This window comes from Pseudomonas sp. JL27(2026) (genome assembly GCF_056933555.1).
In genome coordinates, this window is sequence record NZ_CM167794.1 from 3028512 (window position 1) to 3051201 (window position 22690).

At 60.2% G+C, this 22690-nt stretch carries 22 protein-coding genes; 13 read left to right on the plus strand and 9 right to left on the minus strand.

Annotated elements, in window-relative coordinates:
* Positions 1–47 precede the first annotated feature (47 nt).
* The 11 genes from arnB to AC1Z1G_RS13700 all read left to right on the plus strand — a co-directional run bounded on the left by arnB (position 48) and on the right by AC1Z1G_RS13700 (position 12015).
* Positions 48–1196, plus strand: a complete 1149-nt coding sequence (gene arnB / locus AC1Z1G_RS13650) for a UDP-4-amino-4-deoxy-L-arabinose aminotransferase (RefSeq protein WP_483620609.1) — start codon at positions 48–50, stop codon at positions 1194–1196.
* Positions 1193–2218, plus strand: a complete 1026-nt coding sequence (gene arnC / locus AC1Z1G_RS13655) for an undecaprenyl-phosphate 4-deoxy-4-formamido-L-arabinose transferase (RefSeq protein ID WP_483620610.1) — start codon at positions 1193–1195, stop codon at positions 2216–2218. The genes arnB and arnC overlap by 4 nt, the downstream gene beginning before the upstream one ends.
* Positions 2215–4206, plus strand: a complete 1992-nt coding sequence (arnA, locus tag AC1Z1G_RS13660) for a bifunctional UDP-4-amino-4-deoxy-L-arabinose formyltransferase/UDP-glucuronic acid oxidase ArnA (protein ID WP_483620611.1) — start codon at positions 2215–2217, stop codon at positions 4204–4206. The genes arnC and arnA overlap by 4 nt, the downstream gene beginning before the upstream one ends.
* Positions 4206–5090 carry a 4-deoxy-4-formamido-L-arabinose-phosphoundecaprenol deformylase gene (gene arnD, locus AC1Z1G_RS13665; protein ID WP_483620612.1) on the plus strand — a complete coding sequence of 295 codons (885 nt, stop codon included), beginning with the start codon at positions 4206–4208 and terminating at the stop codon, positions 5088–5090. Before arnA ends, arnD begins: the two co-directional genes overlap by 1 nt.
* Positions 5087–6736, plus strand: coding sequence for a lipid IV(A) 4-amino-4-deoxy-L-arabinosyltransferase (gene arnT / locus AC1Z1G_RS13670; RefSeq protein WP_483620613.1), 1650 nt, complete (start codon positions 5087–5089; stop codon positions 6734–6736). The genes arnD and arnT overlap by 4 nt, the downstream gene beginning before the upstream one ends.
* A complete protein-coding gene (arnE, locus tag AC1Z1G_RS13675; protein WP_483620614.1) occupies positions 6733–7077 on the plus strand; it encodes a 4-amino-4-deoxy-L-arabinose-phosphoundecaprenol flippase subunit ArnE in 345 nt (114 codons plus the stop codon). Before arnT ends, arnE begins: the two co-directional genes overlap by 4 nt.
* Positions 7074–7487, plus strand: a complete 414-nt coding sequence (gene arnF, locus AC1Z1G_RS13680) for a 4-amino-4-deoxy-L-arabinose-phosphoundecaprenol flippase subunit ArnF (protein ID WP_483620615.1) — start codon at positions 7074–7076, stop codon at positions 7485–7487. Before arnE ends, arnF begins: the two co-directional genes overlap by 4 nt.
* Positions 7484–8848 (plus strand): UDP-glucose dehydrogenase family protein, encoded by a 1365-nt coding sequence (locus AC1Z1G_RS13685; protein ID WP_483620616.1) that lies wholly within the window; start codon positions 7484–7486, stop codon positions 8846–8848. The genes arnF and AC1Z1G_RS13685 overlap by 4 nt, the downstream gene beginning before the upstream one ends.
* A 27-nt stretch (positions 8849–8875) precedes the next feature.
* Positions 8876–10480, plus strand: coding sequence for an ArnT family glycosyltransferase (locus tag AC1Z1G_RS13690; RefSeq protein WP_483627851.1), 1605 nt, complete (start codon positions 8876–8878; stop codon positions 10478–10480).
* A 41-nt stretch (positions 10481–10521) separates the two neighbouring features.
* Complete coding sequence (locus AC1Z1G_RS13695) at positions 10522–11058, plus strand: GNAT family N-acetyltransferase (RefSeq protein ID WP_483620617.1); 537 nt, start codon at positions 10522–10524, stop codon at positions 11056–11058.
* A 243-nt stretch (positions 11059–11301) separates the two neighbouring features.
* The gene (locus tag AC1Z1G_RS13700; RefSeq protein WP_483620618.1) at positions 11302–12015 is read left to right on the plus strand and encodes an HPP family protein; all 714 of its coding nucleotides are present in this window, start codon (positions 11302–11304) and stop codon (positions 12013–12015) included.
* Here the strand turns inward: AC1Z1G_RS13700 and astA are convergent.
* The 7 genes from astA to AC1Z1G_RS13735 form a co-directional block, all read right to left on the minus strand.
* Positions 12012–13046: an arginine N-succinyltransferase gene (gene astA, locus AC1Z1G_RS13705; protein ID WP_483620619.1), complete on the minus strand. Its 1035-nt coding sequence runs from the start codon at positions 13044–13046 to the stop codon at positions 12012–12014. The genes AC1Z1G_RS13700 and astA overlap by 4 nt on opposite strands.
* Positions 13043–13981, minus strand: a complete 939-nt coding sequence (gene ctlX, locus AC1Z1G_RS13710) for a citrulline utilization hydrolase CtlX (RefSeq protein WP_483620620.1) — start codon at positions 13979–13981, stop codon at positions 13043–13045. The genes astA and ctlX overlap by 4 nt, the downstream gene beginning before the upstream one ends.
* A gap of 265 nt (positions 13982–14246) precedes the next feature.
* On the minus strand, positions 14247–14726 hold the full coding sequence (locus AC1Z1G_RS13715) for an Lrp/AsnC family transcriptional regulator (protein ID WP_483620621.1): 480 nt from the start codon (positions 14724–14726) through the stop codon (positions 14247–14249).
* 12 nt (positions 14727–14738) lie between these two features.
* Positions 14739–15500 (minus strand): ABC transporter ATP-binding protein, encoded by a 762-nt coding sequence (locus AC1Z1G_RS13720; protein WP_483620622.1) that lies wholly within the window; start codon positions 15498–15500, stop codon positions 14739–14741.
* A gap of 63 nt (positions 15501–15563) precedes the next feature.
* Positions 15564–16274: an ABC transporter permease gene (locus AC1Z1G_RS13725; RefSeq protein ID WP_347900402.1), complete on the minus strand. Its 711-nt coding sequence runs from the start codon at positions 16272–16274 to the stop codon at positions 15564–15566.
* Positions 16271–16996: an ABC transporter permease gene (locus AC1Z1G_RS13730; RefSeq protein ID WP_483620623.1), complete on the minus strand. Its 726-nt coding sequence runs from the start codon at positions 16994–16996 to the stop codon at positions 16271–16273. The genes AC1Z1G_RS13725 and AC1Z1G_RS13730 overlap by 4 nt, the downstream gene beginning before the upstream one ends.
* A gap of 73 nt (positions 16997–17069) precedes the next feature.
* Complete coding sequence (locus tag AC1Z1G_RS13735; protein ID WP_483620624.1) at positions 17070–17849, minus strand: transporter substrate-binding domain-containing protein; 780 nt, start codon at positions 17847–17849, stop codon at positions 17070–17072.
* 456 nt (positions 17850–18305) lie between these two features.
* Here AC1Z1G_RS13735 and AC1Z1G_RS13740 point away from each other — a divergent pair, with 456 nt between their 5' ends.
* Entirely contained in the window at positions 18306–19412 is a 1107-nt protein-coding gene (locus AC1Z1G_RS13740; protein WP_483620625.1) for an enoyl-CoA hydratase/isomerase family protein, read from the plus strand.
* Between the two features lie 3 nt (positions 19413–19415).
* A complete protein-coding gene (locus tag AC1Z1G_RS13745; RefSeq protein ID WP_483620626.1) occupies positions 19416–20567 on the plus strand; it encodes an acyl-CoA dehydrogenase family protein in 1152 nt (383 codons plus the stop codon).
* A gap of 200 nt (positions 20568–20767) precedes the next feature.
* Here AC1Z1G_RS13745 and AC1Z1G_RS13750 read toward each other — a convergent pair whose 3' ends face one another.
* Positions 20768–21541: an enoyl-CoA hydratase gene (locus AC1Z1G_RS13750; protein ID WP_483620627.1), complete on the minus strand. Its 774-nt coding sequence runs from the start codon at positions 21539–21541 to the stop codon at positions 20768–20770.
* 14 nt (positions 21542–21555) lie between these two features.
* Complete coding sequence (locus tag AC1Z1G_RS13755) at positions 21556–22683, minus strand: acyl-CoA dehydrogenase (RefSeq protein WP_483620628.1); 1128 nt, start codon at positions 22681–22683, stop codon at positions 21556–21558.
* Positions 22684–22690 lie beyond the last annotated feature (7 nt).

Genomic DNA, 22690 nt, shown 5'->3' on the forward strand with positions numbered 1-22690 from the left:
TCTGATTCGCGCTGATGGATGACGATATTTCCAGACATGAGGTCCTCATGAGTCAGGCTTTTCTCCCCTTCTCTCGCCCGAGTATCGGCGACGAAGAAATAGCGGCTGTAGAGCAGGTGTTACGCTCGGGTTGGATCACTACCGGGCCCAAGAACCAGGAACTGGAACAGCAATTCGCGCAGTACGTGGGGTGTAAACACGCTGTAGCGCTCTCATCTGCCACTGGCGGCATGCACATTACGCTGCTGGCACTGGGAATCGGCCCGGGCGATGAAGTCATCACGCCCTCGCAAACCTGGGTTTCGACCGCCAACATGATCTGTCTGCTGGGCGCCACGCCAGTGTTCGTTGACGTTGATCGCGATACCTTGATGTGCGACGTACAGCGTATCGAAGCCGCCATCACGCCACGTACCAAAGCAATCATTCCGGTGCATTACGCAGGCGCTGCTTTTGATCTGGACCCGCTCTACGCATTGGCAGACAAACACGGCATCGCGGTGATCGAGGACGCTGCCCATGCGGCTGGCACCCGTTATCGTGGTCGCGCCATTGGTGCCCAAGGCACGGCAATCTTCTCCTTTCATGCCATCAAGAATATGACCTGTGCCGAAGGCGCAATGTTTGTCAGTGATGACCAGGCATTGGCTGACCGGGTGCGTATGCTCAAGTTTCACGGCCTGGGCGTTGACGCCTATGACCGCCTGACCCATGGCCGTAAGCCCCAGGCCCTGGTGGTCGAACCGGGTTTCAAGTACAACCTGGCCGATATCAACGCGGCCATTGCCCTGGTGCAGTTACAGCGCCTCGACGAAATCAACGCCAAGCGCGCCGATCTGGCGAAAACCTATCTGCAACGGCTGGAAGGCTTGCCGGTACAACCGCTGAGCATTGCGTCCTACCCGCAACACCACGCCTGGCACCTGTTTATTTTACGTATCGACGCTGAGCGCTGCGGGCTGGATCGCGATGCTTTCATGAAGGCCCTGCAAGAGCAAAATATCGGCAGCGGCATCCATTTTGTCGCCACGCACCTGCACACCTATTACCGCCAGCGTTTCCCGGACATTCACTTGCCCAATACCGAATGGAACTCGGCGCGCCTGCTCTCCATCCCGCTGTTCCCCGACATGACCACGAACGACGTCGAACGTGTCGTCGGTGCCATTGAACACATTCTGGACACAAGCCTTTGAAGCCATACCCAATCAACTGTGTATCGATCGTTATCCCGGTCTACAACGAAGAAGAAAGCCTGCCCGAACTGCTGCGCCGCACCGAAGCGGCCTGTCAGCAACTCAAGCATGCCTATGAAATAGTCATGGTCGACGACGGCAGCCGCGACAACTCTGCACAGTTGCTCGAAGAAGCCGCTTCGCGCGAAGGCAGCCCGGTGGTGGCGGTCATTCTCAACCGTAACTATGGCCAGCATGCCGCGATCATGGCGGGTTTTGAACAGTGCCGTGGCGATGTGGTGATCACCCTCGATGCCGACCTGCAAAACCCGCCTGAAGAAATTCCGCGACTGGTTGCGCAAGCTGAACTGGGCTATGACGTCGTCGCCACCGTGCGTAACAATCGTCAGGACTCGGCTTTGCGTCGCTGGCCGTCGAAGTTGATCAACCTTGCCGTACAGCGCTCAACCGGCGTTGCCATGAGTGATTACGGCTGCATGCTGCGCGCCTACCGACGGACCATTGTCGACGCCATGTTGTCTTGCAGTGAACGCAGCACGTTCATTCCGATCCTGGCCAACAGCTTTGCCCGCCACACCACCGAGATCCTGGTGCAACACGCCGAGCGTGAGCACGGCGAATCCAAATACAGCCCGATGCGCCTGATCAACCTGATGTTCGATCTCGTCACGTGCATGACCACCACCCCGCTTCGCCTGCTGAGCATTATCGGTTTTAGCATGGCCGCGCTGGGTGCGCTGTTTGCTTTCATGCTGATCGTGCTGCGGTTGATGTTTGGTGCTACCTGGGCCGGTGGCGGTACGTTCGTGCTGTTCGCCGTACTGTTTGTGTTCACCGGCGGCCAGTTCATCGGCATGGGGCTGCTGGGTGAATATCTGGGGCGCATGTACAGCGATGTTCGGGCCCGCCCACGGTTCTTCATTGAAAAGGTGTTGCGTAGCCAACCCGCTCCGATTGCTCCTGTCGTCATCGTCGACGGTCTCACTTCCACTTCCACTTCCTCCGATCAGGTTTCCTCATGAGTTCAAAAGCTGTTGTTTTCGCCTATCACGACATTGGCTGCGCTGGCATTGAAGCCCTGCTAAATGCGGGTTACGAAATTGCCGCCGTGTTCACCCATGCAGACGACCCGAAGGAAAACGCCTTTTACGGCTCCGTCGCCCAACTCTGTGCGCGCAAAGGCATCCCGGTGCATGCACCGGAAGACGTCAACCACCCGTTGTGGATCGAGCGCATCGCCAAACTGAGCCCGGACTACCTGTTCTCGTTCTACTACCGCAACCTGTTGAGCGAGCCACTGCTGGCCACCGCCAGCAAAGGTGCATTCAACCTGCACGGCTCGTTGCTGCCCACCTACCGTGGTCGCGCTCCGGCCAACTGGGTGCTGGTCAACGGTGAAAAAGAAACCGGCGTGACCCTGCACCGCATGGTCAAACGCGCTGATGCCGGCGCAATCGTTGCCCAGCAACGCGTTGCCATCGACCGCACCGACACCGCGCTGAGCCTGCATGCCAAGCTGCGCGAAGCCGCTTCCAACCTGCTGCGTGACACCCTGCCACTGCTGGCCCAGGGTAAAACCACAGAAACCGCCCAGGATGAATCCAAGGCCACTGTTTTCGGTCGTCGTACCCCGGCGGACGGCAAACTGCTGTGGAAGAAACCCGCGCAAGAGTTGTTCAACCTGGTTCGCGCGGTCACCCAGCCCTACCCTGGCGCTTTCTGCGACGTGGGCGAGCACAAGCTGATCGTCTGGAGCGCAGAAGTCGCCAAGGGCAACGAAGGCCTGGCACCGGGCCGCGTGATCAGCGTCGATCCGCTGCGGATTGCCTGCGGTGAAGACTCCCTGGTGATCACCTCTGGCCAGCGCAACGACAATGGCCTGTACCTCAGTGGCCCGCAACTGGCCAACGAGCTGGGCCTGGTTGACGGCTCCGTACTGCGTGGCGCCGAGTCGGGCCGTGCCCCGCGCCGTACTCGCGTTCTGATCCTTGGCGTCAACGGGTTCATCGGCAACCACCTGTCAGAGCGCCTGCTGCGCGACGGCAAATACGACGTCTACGGTCTGGACATCGGCTCAGACGCTATCGAGCGCCTGCGCAGCCATCCGAACTTCCACTATGTTGAAGGCGATATCAGCATTCACTCCGAGTGGATTGAATATCACATCAAGAAGTGCGACGTGGTTCTGCCGCTGGTGGCCATCGCCACACCGATCGAATACACCCGCAACCCACTGCGCGTATTCGAACTGGACTTCGAAGAGAACCTGAAACTGGTTCGCTACTGCGTCAAATACAACAAGCGCGTAATCTTCCCGTCGACCTCCGAAGTCTATGGCATGTGCCAGGATCAGAACTTCGACGAAGACACTTCCAACCTGATCGTCGGCCCCATCAACAAGCAGCGCTGGATCTACTCGGTCTCCAAACAGTTGCTGGACCGTGTGATCTGGGCCTACGGCCAGAAAGGCCTGAACTTCACCCTCTTCCGTCCATTCAACTGGATGGGCCCGCGTCTGGACCGTCTGGATTCGGCGCGTATCGGCAGCTCCCGTGCAATCACCCAGTTGATCCTGAACCTGGTGGAAGGCACGCCTATCCGTCTGTTCGACGGTGGTGAGCAAAAACGCTGCTTCACCGACATCGCGGATGGCGTTGAAGCACTGGCACGAATCATCGACAACGAAAATGACGCCTGCAACGGTCAGATCATCAACATCGGCAACCCGGAAAACGAAGCCAGCATCCGCCAGTTGGGCGAAGAACTGCTGCGTCAGTTCGAAGCACACCCGCTGCGTGCCAACTTCCCTCCGTTCGCCGGTTTCCGTGATGTCGAGAGCAAGGCGTTCTACGGCACGGGCTATCAGGATGTGTCCCACCGCAAACCAAGCATCCAGAACGCCAAGCGTCTGCTGGACTGGACACCGACGGTTGAGATGAGCGAAACCATCGGCAACACCCTGGACTTCTTCCTGCGCGAGGCCATGCTCGAAATCGCGGACAAGCGCTGATGCAGGCAGGTCTTCGAATCGATGTCGACACCTACCGAGGCACCCGTGAGGGGGTGCCCCGGTTACTGGAAATGCTTGATGAGGCACAGGTCAAGGCGACGTTTTTCTTCAGCGTGGGTCCGGACAACATGGGGCGCCATTTATGGCGCCTCATCCGTCCGCAGTTCCTCTGGAAAATGCTGCGCTCCAATGCGGCAGGTCTGTACGGCTGGGACATATTGCTGGCCGGCACTGCCTGGCCCGGTAAACCCATCGGCCGAGACTTGGGGCACCTGATGCGCCAGACCCTCGCGGCAGGTCATGAAGTCGGCCTGCACGCCTGGGATCACCACGGCTGGCAAGCCAATGCCGGACGCTGGAGCGACGCCGAACTGATCGAACAGATTCGCCGGGGTGTCGACACCCTCAGCGACATTCTCGGCCAGAAAGTGGATTGCTCGGCCGTCGCCGGTTGGCGTGCCGACGAGCGTGTCATCGAGGCGAAGCAGCGTTTCGGGTTTCGTTACAACAGTGACTGTCGCGGACAAAGCCTGTTTCAGCCACGACTGGCAGACGGCAGCCTCGGCACACCACAAATTCCGGTCGACTTGCCCACCTTCGATGAAGTGGTCGGGCCGGTCGTTGACGCTCGGGCGTTCAACGCATTCATTCTGGATCGATTCAGCCCCTCGAAGCTGAACGTTTATACGATACATGCAGAGGTAGAAGGGATTCTGATGGCCAACGATTTCCGTCAACTACTGGTCGACGCGCGCGAGCGCGATATCCGGTTCCAACCCTTGGGTGACCTGCTGCCCGCTCAGCTCTCCACCCTGCCCCAGGGCCGCGTAATACGTGGTGCGCTGGAAGGCCGCGAAGGCTGGCTGGGAGTACAGGGAGCATGACCAGGCGCTGGGCTTTGCCTTTATTGTTGGTTGCTTTTGCACTGGCTTATCTGCTGCCGTTGGGCACCCACGGCTTGTGGATTCCGGATGAAACCCGCTATGCCCAGATCAGTCAGGAAATGCTCCTGAGTGGCAATTGGGTGTCTCCGCACTTCATGGGCCTGCGCTACTTCGAGAAGCCGATTGCCGGCTATTGGATGATGGCAATCGGTCAGGCGATTTTCGGTGAGAACCTCTTTGGCGTGCGCATCGCCTCGGCCTTGAGTACAGGTCTCAGTGTGTTGCTGACGTATCTGATTGCCCGACGGTTGTGGCGCGATCCGCGCAAAAGTTTCGCTTGCGCCCTGCTGTACATGAGCTTCGCCATCATTGTCGGTCAGGCAGGCTACGCCAACCTTGATCCGCAATTCACGTTCTGGGTCAATTTGAGCCTGGTCGCCTTGTGGTTCGCCTTGGACAGCACCCAACGCAGCGTACGTCTGCTGAGCTGGGCCGTGCTGGGTCTGGCTTGCGGCATGGGCTTCATGACCAAGGGTTTTCTGGCCTGGCTGTTGCCGGTGCTGATCGCCCTGCCCTGGATGATCTGGCAAAAGCGTTGGCGCGAGCTGTTGATCTACGGCCCTTTGGCAATCGTTGTGGCAATTGCCGTTAGCCTACCCTGGGCCCTGGCGGTGCACGCACAGGAACCGGATTACTGGCGTTTCTTCTTCTGGCATGAGCACATTCGGCGCTTTTCCGGCGATGACGCACAGCACGCCTCGCCCTGGTGGTTCTACCTGCCCTTGCTGGTCGGGTTCAGCCTGCCTTGGGTTGCGTTGCTGCCCGTTGCACTGAAGCAGGCATGGCAGTCCAAAAGCCAGGCCAGCACCGGGTTTCTGTTGTTGTGGCTAGTGCTGCCGCTGGCATTTTTCAGCCTCAGCAAAGGCAAGTTGCCGACCTACATCCTGCCATGCCTGTTGCCGCTGGCCCTGTTGATGGGTAACACCCTGGTAGAGCGCCTGCAGCTCAAACAGAGTCGGGTATTGACGCTCAACGGTTTGCTGAACGTGGCGCTGGGAATGATCACCCTGCTCGCCGTGGTGTACCTGCAACTGAAAAAGCCGCTGTATGTCGATGAAATGCCCCACGTGGTGCTGGTGTTCATCGTCCTGATCGGCTGGATTCTGTCCAACCTTCTGCAATTGATGCGTCCGCTGCAATGCTGGGCCGCACCGGCCTTCGGCAGTTTGTTGCTGATGGCTGTGCTGCCGGCCGGGCTGCCCAATTCGGTGGTGTACAACAAAATGCCTGATCAATTCATCATCGACCATGCCCAGGAACTGGGGCAGACCACCTCGTTGCTGAGTAACGATCTGGGCGCGGCATCGGCCTTGGCCTGGCGCCTGCAACGCCCGGAGGTGACGTTGTACAACTCCGTCGGTGAGTTGAAGTACGGTTTGGCCTTTCCAGAAGCCAGCACTCGGCGTGTCAACGTCGAACAGGTGCAGCAGTGGATGACCGAAGCCCGTAAAAAGGGCTCGGTGGGCGTGGTGATGCGCGTCAAGGGTGCCGATGAGGTACAGGAACTGGACGTCTTGCCCAAGGACGCCAAGCGCTATGAGCAAGGCAAGATGGTCATTCTGATTTTCGCCCAGAGTGCGCCATGACGCTGTTTTTGCTCCTGAGCGCGTGTTTGCTGACGTGTGCTGGCCAGATAGCCCAGAAGTACGCCGTCGAAAGCTGGCGCGGTAAAGACTGCGGCTGGGGCCAGAAACTCCTCTCGCCCTGGTTGTGGCTGGCGCTGGCCTGTCTCGGTTTTGGCTTGCTGGTGTGGCTGTTGGTGTTGCAGCGCCTGGAGGTCGGTATTGCCTACCCGATGCTGAGCCTCAATTTTGTGCTGGTCACTCTGGTGGCACGTTTTGTCTTTCATGAAACCGTCGACCGCCGCCATTGGTTCGGCGTAACCCTGGTGATTGCAGGCGTTGTGCTGCTTGGGAGTCACGCATGAGCCAGCGTCGCGGTATTGGCTATGCCATGGGCAGTGTGCTGCTGGTCAGTGCCGCCCAGCTAGGCATGCGCTGGAGCATGAGTCGCCTGCCCCACCCCGAGCAATGGCTGCAAGCCCTGGGTGACGGCACGGTTGATCTGCTGGCGATCGGCGTCGTTTTGGCGTCGATCATCGGGTATGCCCTGTCCATGCTTTGCTGGCTCTGCGCCCTGCGCGATCTGCCGCTGGGCCGGGCTTACTCCCTGCTGAGCATCAGCTATGCGCTGGTGTACTTGCTGGCTGCCAGCCTGCCGTTGTTCAACGAACACTTCAGTGTTTCAAAAACCCTCGGGGTGGCCTTGGTCATCCTCGGTGTGATCACCATCAACTCTCGCCCTGCCCGTGTGCCCGATCTTAGGAATACCCCATGAAAATCAGTGTATTTGGTAGTGGTTACGTTGGTCTGGTTCAAGCCGCGGTACTGGCTGAAGTCGGCCACGATGTGATGTGCATGGACGTCGACGCGAAAAAAGTCGAGCTGCTGCAACAAGGACACGTGAGTATTTTTGAACCCGGCCTCGCGAGCCTGGTACGCGAGAGCCTGGAAGCCAAGCGCCTGCAATTCACCCATGATGAAAAACTCGCGGTGCAACACGGTGAGGTGCTGTTCATTGCCGTGGGCACACCGTCCCGGGAAGATGGTTCGGCAGACCTGCGCTACGTGCTGTCGGTCGGCGACGCCGTGGCCCGCCATCGCGAGCAGCCATTGATCCTGGTCGAAAAATCCACTGTGCCGGTGGGCACGGGCGATACCCTGCGCGCCCACATCGAGCAGGCCCTGCAACAGGCCGGGCGCTCGCTGCAATTTGATATCGTCTCCAACCCCGAGTTTCTCAAGGAAGGCACGGCCGTCGCTGACTGCCGTCGCCCCGACCGCATCATCGTCGGCTGCGAACGCGATGAAGTACGCGATGTCATGCGCGACCTGTACGCCCCGTTCAACCGCAACCACGACCGCCTCATGTTCATGGACCTGCGCAGCGCCGAGCTGACCAAATACGCCGCCAACTGCATGCTGGCGACCAAAATCAGCTTCATCAACCAGATCGCCGAGCTGGCCGAGCACCTGGGGGCCGACATCGAATCGGTACGTCTTGGCATCGGCGCCGACTCGCGCATCGGTTACCACTTCATCTACCCAGGCTGCGGCTATGGGGGGTCCTGCTTCCCCAAAGACATGCGCGCCTTGATCCACAGCGCCGAAGAAGCCCACTGCTCCAGCGACTTGCTGCAAGCGGTCGAGGCCATCAACGAACGGCAAAAACACAAGCTGTTCGAGCGTATCAACGCGTTTTACAAAGGCGATCTGCGCGGCAAAACCTTCGCGGTCTGGGGGCTGGCGTTCAAACCCAACACCGATGATATGCGCGACGCGCCAAGCCGCGTGCTACTGGAATCCCTCTGGGCGGCCGGGGCCACTGTCCGGGCGTTTGACCCGGAGGCGATGCAAGAAACCCAGAAGCTGTACCCGAACGAAGAAAAACTGATGCTCATGGGCACGCCAGAATCGGTCCTTACCGGCGCCGATGCGCTGATTATCTGCACTGAGTGGCAGCAGTTCAAAGCCCCTGATTTCGACCTGATCCAGGCGCGCCTCACTGCACCGGTGATTTTCGACGGACGTAACCTGTACGACGCCGAGCGCCTGGCGCGTAATGGTTTCCTGTACTTCCCGATCGGGCGCGGCGAGTCGCGTAATTTGCCGATTCCTCACCAGCAGTGGCCAGCCTAAGCCGACAGGGCACAGGAGCATGGATTGATAACTCCACGATCGACAGAGATTCACTGGCAATCCCTTGGACTTGGCCTGCTGGCGTTACTGCTGCTCATCGCCGGTGTTTATCAGCAGGACGCCATCGGCTTCGATTCAAGGTTTGTGCTGTTTGCCCAGGAAATGCTGCGCCACGGGCCGGGTTTCTTTCCGACCACCTATGGCCAGCCTTACGCGGATTACTCCTCGACCAGCACGCTGCTGGTCTACGGGTTGTCGTTGCCGTTCGGCAGGGTGAACGCCCTGACCGCGTGGTTGCCCAGCGCCCTGGCGGCGGCGTGGATCGTGGTGCTGATCTATCGCCTCGTAGCGCCGTACTCCAAACGCTGGGCATTGCTGAGTATTGCGCTGCTGATGCTCACCAATACCTTCGTCACCGAAACCCGCGCTGTCTCGCTGGACCAGATGCTTGCAGCGGTGGCGTTCACGGTGTTTTACCTTGGCTACAGCTGCGACCATTTCGGTGCACCGCGAAGAATGATCCTGATCTTCGCGCTGTTACTGCTCGGCTTTGGCATTCGTGGGCCTATCGGCCTGGTGATTCCCACGGGCATGCTGTGCAGCTACTACCTGATCCATGGCCAATGGCGGCGCATGCTCGGCTTCGGGCTGCTGGCCTCAGTGCTGCTGCTCGGGTGTGTCGGGTTGCTGTTATGGCTGGCTCAACGCAGCGGCGGCGCGGATTTCGTGCAGGATGTGATCCGCATGCAGTTCATGGGGCGCATGGACGGCAGCGAAGGCTCCAGCGGGGTGTTTTATTACTTCACCAGCTCGATGGGCAACTATGCGCTGGCGTACCCACTGGCGGTGTTGGTGTTGATCGCCGTCGCGGTGGCGGGCCGACAGGATCGCGGGCCGGCATTAAACCTGTTGCGCTATTGCGCTGCTGCCGGGTTGATCGTGATGGTCGGTTTGTCGGTGCCCCAAGCGAAAAAAGCACGCTACCTGCTACCCATGCTGCCCATGGCCGCCATTATCGCGGCGTACCCGTTCCAGGTTGCACAGGGGCGGGTGTTCTTCTGGTTGCGCGGCTTGATGCAAGGCCTGTGGTTGCTGATGCCTGCGCTGCTGATCGGCGCCTTGCTGTTCGCGCAACGGCGTTTTCCGGAGCACCTGACCGAACTGACCCCGGCGTTGGTGACACTGGCAGTGCTGCAACTGATCGCGCTGGCGCTGTTGTTCAAAGCCCAGTGGCGGGCTGTCGGCCTGGCGTTCTCTGCGGTGCTGGCGTTGTGGTCGACCTACATTCTGGTGTTCGAGCCGGTCGAGCGTACGCTCTATGACACCCGCACGTTCACTCGCGCAGCGTTTGCCCTGATACAGAAAGACCCGGCGCCAGTGGTGCTGCACGCCATGGGCAAAGACGCGCGAGCGATCAAGTTCATGGTCAACATCGAACAGGACCTGTTGCCGATCTTCACCGGGTCCGCACAGGAGCTGGAAAACGTACCCCGGCCTGCCTGGATCGTGATGGATAAAACCGACTATCAGACGCTGCAAGACTCACCAACCGGAGCCCTTGCGCCTGTGCTGAGTGGTCGCTTCGACAAGAGCGATTACGTGCTGTTGCATCGACCGTCAGCGCAGCCCTAGCAGGTTGCGTAACAAGGGGGCGCCTGCTTAAGCTAGCGCCCATGACGACCTTTATCCGCCCTGCCCGTTTAGCCGACGCCCAGGCGCTGCCCGGCATCGAGCGCTCTGCCGCCGAACTCTTTCGCCAGGTCCCGGAACTCGCCTGGCTGGCCGATGAGCCTGTCCCCGACGCGGCCCAGCATGTACACAACATCGCCTGCTCTGCGGTGTGGGTGGCCATGGCAGACGAAGACACGGTTGCGGGCTTTCTCAGTGCCGAGATCTTTGATCACGAATTGCACATTCAGGAGCTGTCGGTCAGCCGACGGTTTCAAGGCCAGGGTCTGGGCCGTCAATTGTTGCAAGCGGCCCTGACGTCTGCGCGTCATTCAGGATTGGCCGCCATGACCTTGACCACCTTCCGCGAATTGCCATGGAATGAGGCCTTCTATCAGCGGTTTGGATTTGAAACCCTGCCCGCCGAGCAGATTGGCCTACGTTTAACCGCTGTTCTGCACACTGAAGCCGAACACGGGTTACCGCCCTCGCGGCGTTGCGCCATGCGCTACGTTATCCGGCCAGCGATCATATCCGGTTAAGCGCTACTCCTGATTGCTCCCCCCGGCATACCCGCATAAGGATTCGGCGTCATAGCGGAGCCTGAGCCCATATAGTGCAAAGTTAATGCACTGAAGGCGCATTAATATGAATTTGTCAGGGGTTGGATTGATCGGCACACTGTGCCGGTTCCTCCCCCAAATGTTGGAACGCTTAAAGGGCTTTCTGGTGATCCAGACAAGCCCTTCTTTTTGCCCGCTCTCTGCTATTGGATTGTTCCCGTCATGTTTGCTCGCTGGTTTCCTGCTGCTATCAACACCCGCCCCACCGAATGGAGCCGTGCGGCCATCGGCATGTCGTTGGGCACGCTCTTGAGTGTCTGGATGTGCGCCAAGGTGTTCGGCATGGAGGTGGCGCTGCACTTGATCGGGCCACTGGGCGCCTCCGCGGTGTTGTTGTTCGCGGTGTCTTCCGGTGCGCTGGCCCAACCGTGGTCGATCCTCGGCGGCTATCTTTGCGCGGCCGGGATGGCGCTGCTGGTGGCCCATTTAGTTGGGCGCACACTGGGCAGTGCCTGCCTCGCCGCTGGCATGGCACTGATGCTGATGTGCTGGCTGCGTTGCCTGCACCCACCGGCCGGGGCGTTGGCCCTGCTGCTGGTACTCGCGGACCCGGCGACCCTCGCCATGGACTGGCGCGCACTCGGGCCGGTGATGCTCAGCGCCGCGTGTTTGCTGGCCAGCGCGCTGGTCTACAACAACCTGACGCGCATCCGCTACCCCAAGGGCCACAGCGAACCTGCGGTCGTGGTACCCGGCGATCATCCGCCCGAAAACACGCTGGCGATCACCGCCGAGGATCTCAAACTGGCCCTGGCCGACCTGCAAGCGTTCTTCGACGTCACCCCCGAAGACCTTGAACAGTTGATCCACGCCAGTGAGCGACATGCCAAGCGCCGCAGCATCGGTGAAGTACTCGCCCATCGGGTTGAGCGCTAAGCTGCCGACAATTGCCGCGCCGGCACCGCCAGGCTGACCGCCCGCACCGAGGTGCCGGCCGTCAACCCGAGCGCCTTGGCCGTTTGTGCATCGACAATCAAGGTGCCGGCAGCGACCCGCGCCGGTGCGGCAGTGATCCGGCAATCGGCGAACTGGCGGTTGTGAATCAAGTACACCGGCGCTTGCTCACCGGGCGTACCGATGCTCAGTTGCAACACCTGACTGTCGCGCACCGCACGAATGTCTCCGGTCGCGCACTCGATCAACGGCCCGCCGTCAAAGATATCGATGTAGTCCTTGTGCTCGAATCCTTCAGCCTTGAGCATGCCCAGCGCCGGTTCTGTGTTGGGATGAACCCGACCGATCACCGTCCTCGCGGCTTCGGGCAGCAGGCAGGTCGGCAGTGGAAACTTGGGCATCAGTTCGGCGATGAAGGTCTTGTTCCCCAACCCGGTGAGGTAGTCGGCGTCGGCAAAATCCATCTTGAAGAAGTGCCGCCCAAGGCCTTCCCAGAACGGTGACACGCCCTCCTCATCCGAGTAGCCGCGCATCTCGGCAATCACTTTTTCGCCGAACTGCTGGCGAAACTCGGCAAGAAACAGGAACCGTGCCTTGGACAGCAAACGCCCATTCAAACCGCTGCGATGCCCGGCGTGCAGGAACAACGAACACAGTTCTGAATGCCCGGTCATGTCGTTGCCCAGGAACAACGTCGGCAATTGCTGGTTGATCCCCAGGTCTTTCGACGCCGCGACAAACAGCCCCATTCGATAGTTGTACCAGGGCTCGCGCAACCCGACCGCGCCGGCCAGCGCACAGATGCCGACGGCTTCGCCATTGTCGGCTTCAAGCACAAACAGATAATCGGCATCGGCGCGTTCAGCCTCGCCGGCAAAGGTTTTTTCCGCCCACTCCAGCCGCTGACGCAAACGCACGGCGTCGGCCGGTAACGTGGTCAAACCGGTGCCCGCGCTGTGGGCCAGGGCCAGCAACGCCGGCAGGTCGGTCATGTTTGCAGGACGAACGATCATCGGGAGAGCTCCTGTGGGGTCATGCGTTTAGGCAAATAGACTTCGGCCAGCATGCAGCGCGCACTGCCGCCACCAATGCGTTCAATGGTGTCGATGTTCACCGGCAGCGGCCGGGCATGGTTTTCGATCAAGCGGCGCTGGTCTGTGTCCAGCGAGTTCCAGGCCGTGCGCGACATCACCAGCAACGGCTCGCCCGCGGCGTTGTGCAGTTCCAGCATGTTGCCGGCAAACGACTCCAGCTGCTCCCAGCTCAGGGGCATGACCTGTTTGCCGCTGTCTTCAAGCCGTGCGCGCAAGGTCGCACGTTGCGCGTGATCATGAATTGACTCAAGACACGCCACCGCCAGGCGGCTGCCGACGCTCATCATCACGTTGGTGTGATAAATCGCCACGCCATGTCGGTCCACCGCGTTGAACGCGCACAGCTCATAGCCGAGGTGATCCACCACTTGATGCAAGGCCAGGGCATGGGTGCGGGTCGAATAACCGGCGTAGCAAATCCGCTGCGTGCGATCCAGGACCATGCTGCCGGTGCCTTCCAGGAACACTTCCTGTTGTTCAAGGCTGGACAGGTCGAGCAATTGGTCGACGTGATAGTCGTCCCGCAGCCAGTCGAGCACGCCTTTGTCACGTTCCAGACGCCGGTTATGGCCCTGCATCGGGTACAGCACCAAGGTGCCGTCGGGGTGGCTGCTCCACCAGTTGTTGGGGAAGATCGAATCCGGGGTGTGCGGTGCCTCGCTGTCGTGGTGCACCCGCACTTCAACCCCGTGCTCACGCAGGGCCGCGACATAGCCGTCGAACTCTTGCAAGGCCTTGAGTTGCACATCTTCAGCCACGTCCGCCTGCCGCTGGAAACGATTGTTGGCGGCGGTGTCCTGGTTAAAGGCGAAACGTGTCGGGCGAATCATCAAAACGGTATTGGTGGTTTGCATGGGCACAGAATCAATGAGGGTTGAGAGGTGCTCATTGTGTGATTCGGCGCCGGTAAAACCCGGCTGATAAGGGGATTCGGGATGATGGAAACGGCTGATGATTGTGTCTTTTTCAGCCGATTCGACGAGGACCAGGATCCTTGTGGGAGCGAGCCTGCTCCGGGCGGCGTTCCGACGAAGACGGCGTGTCAGACAACATCATTATTGACTGACCCAGCGCATTCGCGAGCAGGCTCGCCCCCACAGGTTGTGTATTGTTTGATGCTTACTCCATCGAAGTCTTGACCATCGCCAGTTCGGGGTGGCTGACCAGTTTGTCGATGTGCAGGTCCGGGTCGTCGAACCAGACTTCGGTCAGCACCCGATAGTGTTCCATGTCGCGACAGCGCATGCGCAGGCTGTAGTCGAACGCGCCACTGATCAACTGACATTCCAGCACCTGCGGGCAGGCACGCACCTTGGCTTCGAACGCTTTCTGCGCAGCGCGCCCGCTCTGGTTCGACAGCGCCACCAACACCAGCAGTGACAACCCCGGGGTCAGTTTCTTCTCGTCGAGAATCGCCCCGTAGCCGCGAATCACGCCCAGTTGTTCGAGTTTACGCACTCGTTCCAGGCAGGGCCTGGGCGTCAGGTGCACGCGCTCGGAGAGCTTCTGGTACGTGATGCGCCCTTCGTGGCGCAGCACTTCAATAATCGCCTGATCGATACGATCAAGCACAATCGACAGGTCGCGGATATCCGCCATGGATGTCTTGCCTCACTTCAAACGGCCCGATAAAAATTGCTGCAAACGTTCGCTTTGTGGCTGGTCGAGAATCGACGCATCACCCTGCTCCTCAACCCGCCCCTGATGCAGGAATAGCACCTGGCTGGAAACTTGCCGGGCAAAGCCCATTTCGTGGGTCACCATCAGCATGGTCCGGCCTTCTTCAGCCAAGGCCTGAATCACCTTCAACACTTCGCCCACCAGTTCCGGGTCCAGAGCCGAGGTCGGCTCGTCGAACAACAGAATCTCCGGCTCCACCGCCAGCGCACGAGCAATTGCCACGCGCTGCTGCTGGCCACCGGACAAAAACGCCGGGTATTGATCCGCCACCCGCTGCGCCAAGCCAACTTTGTCCAGATACACCCGGGCAGCGGCTTCAGCCTCCTTACGTTTGGCGCCCAACACCTGACAAGGCGCGAGCATGATGTTTTCCAGCACCGTGAGGTGGCTCCACAGGTTGAAATGCTGAAACACCATGGCCAACCGTGTGCGTAACCGCTGCAACTGCGCCGGGTCGACAACCCGCATTCCGCCCGGTGCCGCACGGGTCACGATCCGCTCGCCCTCCAGCTCAATGGCGCCCTCGTCGGCCCGCTCCAGAAAGTTGATGCAGCGCAGCATGGTGCTTTTGCCCGAACCGCTGGCACCGATCATGCTCACCACATCACCGGCCCGCGCTTTCAACGAGACGCCCTTGAGCACTTCGTTGTCACCAAAGCGCTTATACAGATTTTCAACCGTCAGCTTGTACATGGATCACTCCTGGAGTGGCGCCCGTATCGACGCCGCTCTGGATAGAAAGAAAATAGGAAAGGATCAGTGAGCCGGTCCGAGAAAATTCAGCCAGCGCTTCTCCGCCAGGCGAAAGGCACCGACCAGGCCAAACGACAACGCCAGGTACAACAAACCGGCAATACCGAAGGCCTGAAAGGTCATGAAGGTCGCGGCGTTGGCGTCGCGGGCGACTTTGAGGATGTCCGGGATGGTCGCGGTGAAGGCCACGGACGTGGCGTGCAGCATCAGGATCACTTCGTTGCTGTAATACGGCAGTGCCCGGCGCAACGCCGACGGCAGAATCAGCCGCAGATACAGGCGCCAGCCACTCAAACCGTAGGCATGGGCTGCCTCTATTTCACCGTAGGGAATGCTGCGAATCGCCCCGGCGAAAATTTCCACGGTGTAGGCACAGGTGTTGAGGGTGAACGCCAGCAAGGTGCAATTCATCGCATCGCGAAAGAATGCTTCAAGCAGCGGTTGCGAGCGCACCACCGCGATCCCGTAGATCCCGCTGTAGCAAATCAGTAACTGGATATACAGCGGCGTGCCGCGAAACACATAGGTGAACAGTTGAACCGGCCAGCGCAACAGGCCCCAACGTGACACCCGCATGATCGCCAGCGGCAACGAAAGAATGAAGCCCAACACGATGCTCACCACCAGCAACCACAGGGTCATGGCCAGGCCGGTCAGGTTGTAGCCATCGCTGAACAGGAACGGCTTCCAGTACTCGGACAGTAACTCGATCATCGCGCCATCCCCCGCACGCCCTGGTTGTAGCGCCGCTCAAGCACCCGCAATACATAATTCGACGCACTGGTGATCAACAGATACAGCGCTGCGGCCAGCAACAGGAAATCAAGCATGTTGAAGGTGCTTTTACCGGCCTCTTGCGCCACTTTGACCAGGTCCGACAAACCGATAATCGACACCAGCGCCGTGGCCTTGAGCAGCACCAGCCAGTTGTTGCCCAGGCTTGGCAAGGCAAAACGCATCATCTGCGGGAACACCACGAAGCGAAATCGCTGCCAGCGACCCAGTCCAAAGGAAGCAGCCGCTTCTTGCTGACCGCGAGGGATGCTCATCATCGCCCCGCGAAAGGTCTCGGTGAAATACGCACCGTAAATGAAGCCCAGGGTCACGATCCCGGCCACGAACGGATCGATTTCCATGTACGCCCAGCCCATGGCTTCGGTCAGGCTGCTCAACCAGCCTTGCAGGCTATAGAAAATCAGCAGCATGAGGACCAGGTCCGGAACGCCGCGAATCAGCGTGGTGTAGAACGTCGCCGGCAGGTTGAGGATGCGCAGCGGTGACAGCTTGGCCGCTGCGCCCAGCAGGCCCAGAAGCATGCTCACCAGCAGCGACAGCGCCGACAATTTGATCGTTACCCACGTGCCGTGCAGCAACAGCGGGCCATAGCCTTGCAGGGCCGGGAAATCCAGGCCCAGAGCATTGAGGAAGGTCGTCACGAAAGTCACCCGTATCGATGCGCCATCGCCCGGCGCCGCGCCGTTGGTGATGGCGCGGCACCGGGCGTGGGGATCAGTTGTTGTAGAGGTCGAGATCGCCGAAGTACTTGCGCTGGATCTGCGCGTAGATGCCCTTCTCGTGCAGGGCCTTGATGGCCCCGTTGAGCATGCTCTTGAGTTCTTCGTTGTCCTTGCGGATGCCAAGGGCGATCTCAGACGGAATCAATGGGTCACTGATGCCTTCGCTGTTCTTGAAGTCGGTGCCTTGGGGCGACTCCAGGAAGCTCATCTGCGCTTGCAGTTTGTCCTGGATGGAGGCGTCGAGACGGCCGTAAACCAGATCGGCATAAACCTGATCCTGATTCTGATAGGCCCGCAGTTTCACCCCACCCGGCGCGAGCCTGGCCCGTGCGTAGGATTCCTGAATGGTGCCCTGCATGAAGCCCAGGGTTTTGCCCTTGAGCGATTCGGCAGTGGGTTCAAGTGCCGAATCCTTGCGGGTGACGATAGCGGTCGGGCCGGAATACAAACGGTCGGAGAAATCGATCTGTTTCTTGCGCGCCTCGGTGACGGTCATCGATGACTGGATGGCGTCGAACTTTCCGGCCTTGAGTGCGGGAATCAGCCCGTCGAAGTCATTGCTGACCCAGACGCAAGTGAGCTTGAGTTCGGCGCAGATCGCATTGCCCAGGTCCACGCCAAAGCCTTGCACGCCGCCATCGGCGGTGCTCGATTCAAACGGTGGGTAACTGGGGTTGGTGCCGAACCGGAGCTCTTTCCACTCCTTGGCATGGGCGCCAGCGCCACAGAACAACAACGCGAGGACAGGCAGGGTCAGCCATGATTTGTTCATCTTCAGAGTCCCGATTTATTTGGAGTTATCGCCGCCAGGCTGGGGTGCCGGGCCGCTTTTATGGGCAGGAACAGAGAGTCGTTGCGGCATCTACCGCAGCAGCGTTCTTATTGTTTTCCGGGGTGGCGTGCCGACAACGCTGCGCACCTCGCCTTGAAACCCTTGACGCAGACAGGTTCGCTCGGACCGCCAGAATGCCAACAGACGACGGCCGGGAGGTGTCGTTAGCGCCTGTGCAAACAACCCGCTTATGCTGATAAAGGCTCTCTCACAGCCGAATCGGTCGTGGTCGCTGCCCGCGGGCCATTCAAGGGCAATTACCGGTGCCAGTGCTGCAAAAATGCAGACCGGACCTGCATCTATCCCGGTTGTACATCGCAAATTTGCACTGTTACGATCCGGGATCGTTCGCGCGCGAACACTTCTATAAAGAACAATAAAAGCAGGGAGTTAGTGATGACTGCTCAGGTTAAATCCCAGGCAACCCCGTCCATGGATGCCCGGCCAGACGACGTGCTGGCTGACGTGCGCAACCACATCGGTCACCTGACCCTCAACCGCCCCGCCGGCCTCAACGCCATCACCCTGGACATGGTCCGCAGCCTGCACCGCCAACTCGATGCCTGGGCCGAAGACACCGAGGTGCATGCCGTGGTGCTGCGCGGAGCCGGCGAGAAAGCGTTCTGCGCCGGTGGCGACATCCGCTCGCTGTACGACAGCTTCAAAAGCGGCGAGACCCTGCATCAGGACTTCTTCGTCGAGGAATATGCCCTGGACCTGGCCATCCACGATTACCGCAAGCCGGTACTGGCACTGATGGACGGTTTTGTCCTGGGCGGCGGCATGGGCCTGGTGCAAGGCGCCGACCTGCGAGTGGTCACCGAGCGCAGCCGTCTGGCGATGCCGGAAGTGGCCATCGGTTACTTCCCGGATGTGGGCGGCAGCTACTTCCTGCCGCGCATTGCCGGGGAGTTGGGGATTTACCTCGGTGTCAGCGGCGTACAGATCCGCGCCGCCGATGCGCTGTATTGCGGGCTGGCCGACTGGTACCTGGAAAGCGCCAGGCTCGCCGAACTGGATCAACGCCTCGACACCCTTGTGTGGCACGAAACCCCGCTCAAGGACCTGCAAGGCCTGCTGGCAAAACTCGCGGTCCAGCATCTTCCCGATGCGCCGTTGCAGGTTCTGCGCCCGGCCATCGACCACTTCTTTGCCTTGCCCGACGTACCGAGCATTATTGAACAACTGCGTGAAGTCACCGTCGCCGACAGTCATGAGTGGGCGAAAGCCACCGCCGACCTGCTCGACAGTCGCTCGCCGCTGGCCATGGCCGTGACCCTGGAGATGCTGCGTCGCGGGCGACACCTGAACATTGAACGTTGCTTTGCCCTTGAACTGCACCTGGATCGCCAGTGGTTCGAACGCGGTGACCTGATCGAAGGCGTGCGCGCCCTGTTGATCGACAAAGACAAGAACCCACGCTGGAACCCGCCGACCGTGCAGGCGCTGGACGCCCAACACGTCGCGAGTTTTTTCAGCGGTTTCGACCAGAGCGGGAACTGAGCCATGCACGATATCGAGTTGACTGAAGAACAAGTGATGATCCGCGACATGGCCCGGGATTTTGCCCGTGGCGAAATCGCACCCCACGCCCAGGCCTGGGAAAAGGCTGGCTGGATCGACGATGGTCTGGTGGCGAAGATGGGCGAACTCGGCCTGCTCGGCATGGTGGTGCCCGAGGAATGGGGCGGCACCTACCTCGATTACGTCGCCTATGCGCTGGCGGTGGAAGAAATCTCCGCGGGTGACGGCGCCACCGGCGCATTGATGAGTATCCACAATTCGGTAGGCTGCGGGCCGGTGCTCAACTACGGTACTGAAGAACAGAAACAGATCTGGCTGGCGGACCTGGCCAGCGGTCAAGCCATCGGCTGCTTCTGCCTGACCGAACCCCAGGCCGGTTCCGAAGCGCACAACCTGCGCACCCGTGCCGAGTTGCGCGAGGGGCAGTGGGTGATCAACGGCGCCAAGCAGTTCGTCAGCAACGGTAAGCGGGCGAAACTGGCCATCGTGTTCGCCGTGACCGATCCGGACCTGGGCAAGAAAGGTCTGTCCGCGTTTCTGGTGCCGACCGACACCCCGGGGTTTATCGTCGACCGCACCGAACACAAAATGGGCATCCGTGCTTCCGATACCTGTGCGGTGACGCTCAACAACTGCACTATCCCCGAAGCCAACCTGCTGGGCGAACGTGGCAAGGGGCTGGCGATTGCCTTGTCCAACCTCGAAGGCGGCCGCATCGGCATTGCTGCGCAAGCACTGGGCATTGCCCGTGCGGCCTTCGAAGCGGCGCTGGCCTACGCCCGTGACCGGGTGCAGTTCGACAAGCCGATCATCGAGCACCAAAGCATCGCCAATCTGCTGGCCGACATGCACACCCGCATCAATGCAGCGCGCTTGCTGATCCTGCACGCCGCCCGGCTACGCAGCGCCGGCAAGCCGTGCTTGTCAGAGGCTTCGCAGGCCAAGCTGTTTGCCTCGGAAATGGCTGAAAAGGTCTGCTCGTCGGCCATGCAGATTCATGGCGGCTACGGTTACCTGGAGGATTACCCGGTGGAGCGCTACTACCGCGATGCGCGGATCACACAGATATACGAGGGGTCGAGCGAGATACAGCGGATGGTGATTGCGCGGGAATTGAAGAATTATTTGGTTTGATACGTGAGATTGGGGTGGCTTTGAAACCCGCCCCTCTCCCCATTTTGGAGAGAGCGTCGACCTTCAGACTTTTCAACACTTGAGTTCAACTTGATATCTCAGGTCGCAGTACGTCGACCAAACAACTCGGTCAGTCCCCTCTCCCTTTTGGAGAGGGTTAGGGTGAGGGGTGGCCCTTGCAGACACCCCCAAATGTCAAATCACATCCCTTTAAACTCAGCCTCACGCTTGGCAATAAACGCCGCCATGCCTTCTTTCTGATCTTGCGTGGCAAACGCCGCATGGAACACCCGACGCTCGAAACGCACGCCCTCGGACAGGCTGACTTCAAAGGCGCGGTTCACGCTTTCCTTGACCATCATCGCAATCGGCAAGGACTTTTTGGCGATCAGCGCCGCCACTTTCAACGCTTCTTCCAGCAGATCATCTGCCGGCACGATGCGCGCAACGATGCCGCAACGCTCCGCTTCCACTGCGTCGATCAACCGCCCGCTCAGGCACATTTCCATGGCCTTGGCCTTGCCCACGGCGCGGGTCAGGCGCTGGGTACCGCCCATGCCCGGCAGCACGCCGAGGTTGATTTCCGGTTGACCGAATTTGGCGTTGTCGCCGGCCAGGATGAAGTCGCACATCAGCGCCAGCTCACAGCCACCCCCCAATGCAAACCCGTTGACGGCCGCGATGATCGGCTTACGCCGATTGGCCACCCGGTCACTGTCGCTGAACAAGTCGTCGAGGTAGATCTGCGGGTAGGTCAGCTCGGCCATTTCCTTGATGTCGGCGCCGGCCGCGAAGGCTTTTTTCGAGCCGGTCAGCACGATGCAGCCGATTTCCGGATTCGCTTCCAGACCGTCCAGCGCATGGTTCAGCTCGCTGACAATCTGCGCGTTCAACGCGTTCAGGGCTTGCGGACGGTTCAGGGTGATCAGGCCAACCCGGCCCTGGACTTCCAGCAAAATCGTTTCGTAGCTCATACAAACGTTCCTTCTCAAAGATTGCGCGAAATGACCATGCGCTGAATATCGCTGGTGCCTTCGTAGATCTGGCACACCCGCACATCACGGTAGATGCGCTCCAACGGAAAGTCGCTCAGGTAACCGTAACCGCCAAGGGTTTGCAACGCTGACGAGCACACCTTCTCGGCCATTTCCGAAGCAAACAGCTTGGCCATCGAAGCTTCCACCAGCGCCGGCTTGCCACTGTCACGCAGGGCGGCAGCGTAATGCACCATCTGCCGGGCGACGGCGATTTGAGTCGCCATGTCCGCCAGGCGGAAAGCGACAGCCTGATGCTCGATGATCGCCTTGCCGAAACTCTCACGCTCACGCGCGTAGTCACGGGCCGCTTCGAACGCGGCGCGGGCCATGCCGACCGATTGCGAGGCAATGCCCACGCGCCCGCCTTCAAGGTTGGCCAGGGCGATTTTGTAGCCTTCACCCTCCTCGCCCAGCCGATTGCCCACCGGCACCTTCACATCCTCAAAGAGGATCTGGCAGGTGTCCGAGGCGTGCTGGCCGAGTTTGTCCTCGACCCGTGCCACCTTGTAGCCCGGTGAGTCGGTCGGCACGATGAACGCGCTGATTCCGCGTTTACCGGCAGTCGGGTCGGTGACCGCAAACACAATCACCACCCCGGCGTTCTGCCCGGAGGTGATGAACTGCTTGCAGCCGTTGAGCACGTAGTGATCGCCGCTCAGGCGGGCACGGGTTTTCAGGCTGCTGGCATCGGAGCCGGCCTGCGGTTCGGTGAGTGCAAAGGCACCGAGCATGGCGCCGCTGGCCAGGGGTTTGAGGAAGCGCTCCTTCTGGTCGTCGTTGCCAAACTTGAGGATCGGCACGCAACCCACCGAGTTGTGCACGCTCATGATGGTCGAACAGGCGCCATCGCCCGCCGCAATCTCCTCCAGAGCCATGGCGTACGCCAGGTAGCCGGTGTCGCAGCCGCCCCACTGCTCGGGCACGAGCATGCCGAAAAAGCCCAGTTCGGCCATCTCGCCGATGGCTTCCTTGGGAAAGCGGTGCTCGCGGTCCCACTCGGCGGCGAACGGCTTGAGCCGCTCCTGGGCAAATTGCCGGGCCGCGTCGCTGATCTGTAGTTGTTCGTCAGTCGGGAGCATGGTGGTG

What these genes read in the sequence shown, in the direction of transcription:
- arnA (WP_483620611.1), top strand. Translation starts at nt 2,215, where the DNA reads ATGAGTTCAAAAGCTGTTGTTTTCGCCTATCACGACATTGGCTGCGCT.
- AC1Z1G_RS13740 (WP_483620625.1), top strand. Translation starts at nt 18,306, where the DNA reads ATGACTGCTCAGGTTAAATCCCAGGCAACCCCGTCCATGGATGCCCGG.
- AC1Z1G_RS13685 (WP_483620616.1), top strand. Translation starts at nt 7,484, where the DNA reads ATGAAAATCAGTGTATTTGGTAGTGGTTACGTTGGTCTGGTTCAAGCC.
- AC1Z1G_RS13755 (WP_483620628.1), bottom strand. Translation starts at nt 22,683, where the DNA reads ATGCTCCCGACTGACGAACAACTACAGATCAGCGACGCGGCCCGGCAA.
- AC1Z1G_RS13745 (WP_483620626.1), top strand. Translation starts at nt 19,416, where the DNA reads ATGCACGATATCGAGTTGACTGAAGAACAAGTGATGATCCGCGACATG.
- AC1Z1G_RS13700 (WP_483620618.1), top strand. Translation starts at nt 11,302, where the DNA reads ATGTTTGCTCGCTGGTTTCCTGCTGCTATCAACACCCGCCCCACCGAA.
- astA (WP_483620619.1), bottom strand. Translation starts at nt 13,046, where the DNA reads ATGATCGTTCGTCCTGCAAACATGACCGACCTGCCGGCGTTGCTGGCC.
- AC1Z1G_RS13715 (WP_483620621.1), bottom strand. Translation starts at nt 14,726, where the DNA reads ATGGCGGATATCCGCGACCTGTCGATTGTGCTTGATCGTATCGATCAG.
- AC1Z1G_RS13695 (WP_483620617.1), top strand. Translation starts at nt 10,522, where the DNA reads ATGACGACCTTTATCCGCCCTGCCCGTTTAGCCGACGCCCAGGCGCTG.
- arnD (WP_483620612.1), top strand. Translation starts at nt 4,206, where the DNA reads ATGCAGGCAGGTCTTCGAATCGATGTCGACACCTACCGAGGCACCCGT.
- AC1Z1G_RS13725 (WP_347900402.1), bottom strand. Translation starts at nt 16,274, where the DNA reads ATGATCGAGTTACTGTCCGAGTACTGGAAGCCGTTCCTGTTCAGCGAT.
- AC1Z1G_RS13750 (WP_483620627.1), bottom strand. Translation starts at nt 21,541, where the DNA reads ATGAGCTACGAAACGATTTTGCTGGAAGTCCAGGGCCGGGTTGGCCTG.
- ctlX (WP_483620620.1), bottom strand. Translation starts at nt 13,981, where the DNA reads ATGCAAACCACCAATACCGTTTTGATGATTCGCCCGACACGTTTCGCC.
- arnB (WP_483620609.1), top strand. Translation starts at nt 48, where the DNA reads ATGAGTCAGGCTTTTCTCCCCTTCTCTCGCCCGAGTATCGGCGACGAA.
- arnE (WP_483620614.1), top strand. Translation starts at nt 6,733, where the DNA reads ATGACGCTGTTTTTGCTCCTGAGCGCGTGTTTGCTGACGTGTGCTGGC.
- arnF (WP_483620615.1), top strand. Translation starts at nt 7,074, where the DNA reads ATGAGCCAGCGTCGCGGTATTGGCTATGCCATGGGCAGTGTGCTGCTG.
- AC1Z1G_RS13735 (WP_483620624.1), bottom strand. Translation starts at nt 17,849, where the DNA reads ATGAACAAATCATGGCTGACCCTGCCTGTCCTCGCGTTGTTGTTCTGT.
- AC1Z1G_RS13720 (WP_483620622.1), bottom strand. Translation starts at nt 15,500, where the DNA reads ATGTACAAGCTGACGGTTGAAAATCTGTATAAGCGCTTTGGTGACAAC.
- arnT (WP_483620613.1), top strand. Translation starts at nt 5,087, where the DNA reads ATGACCAGGCGCTGGGCTTTGCCTTTATTGTTGGTTGCTTTTGCACTG.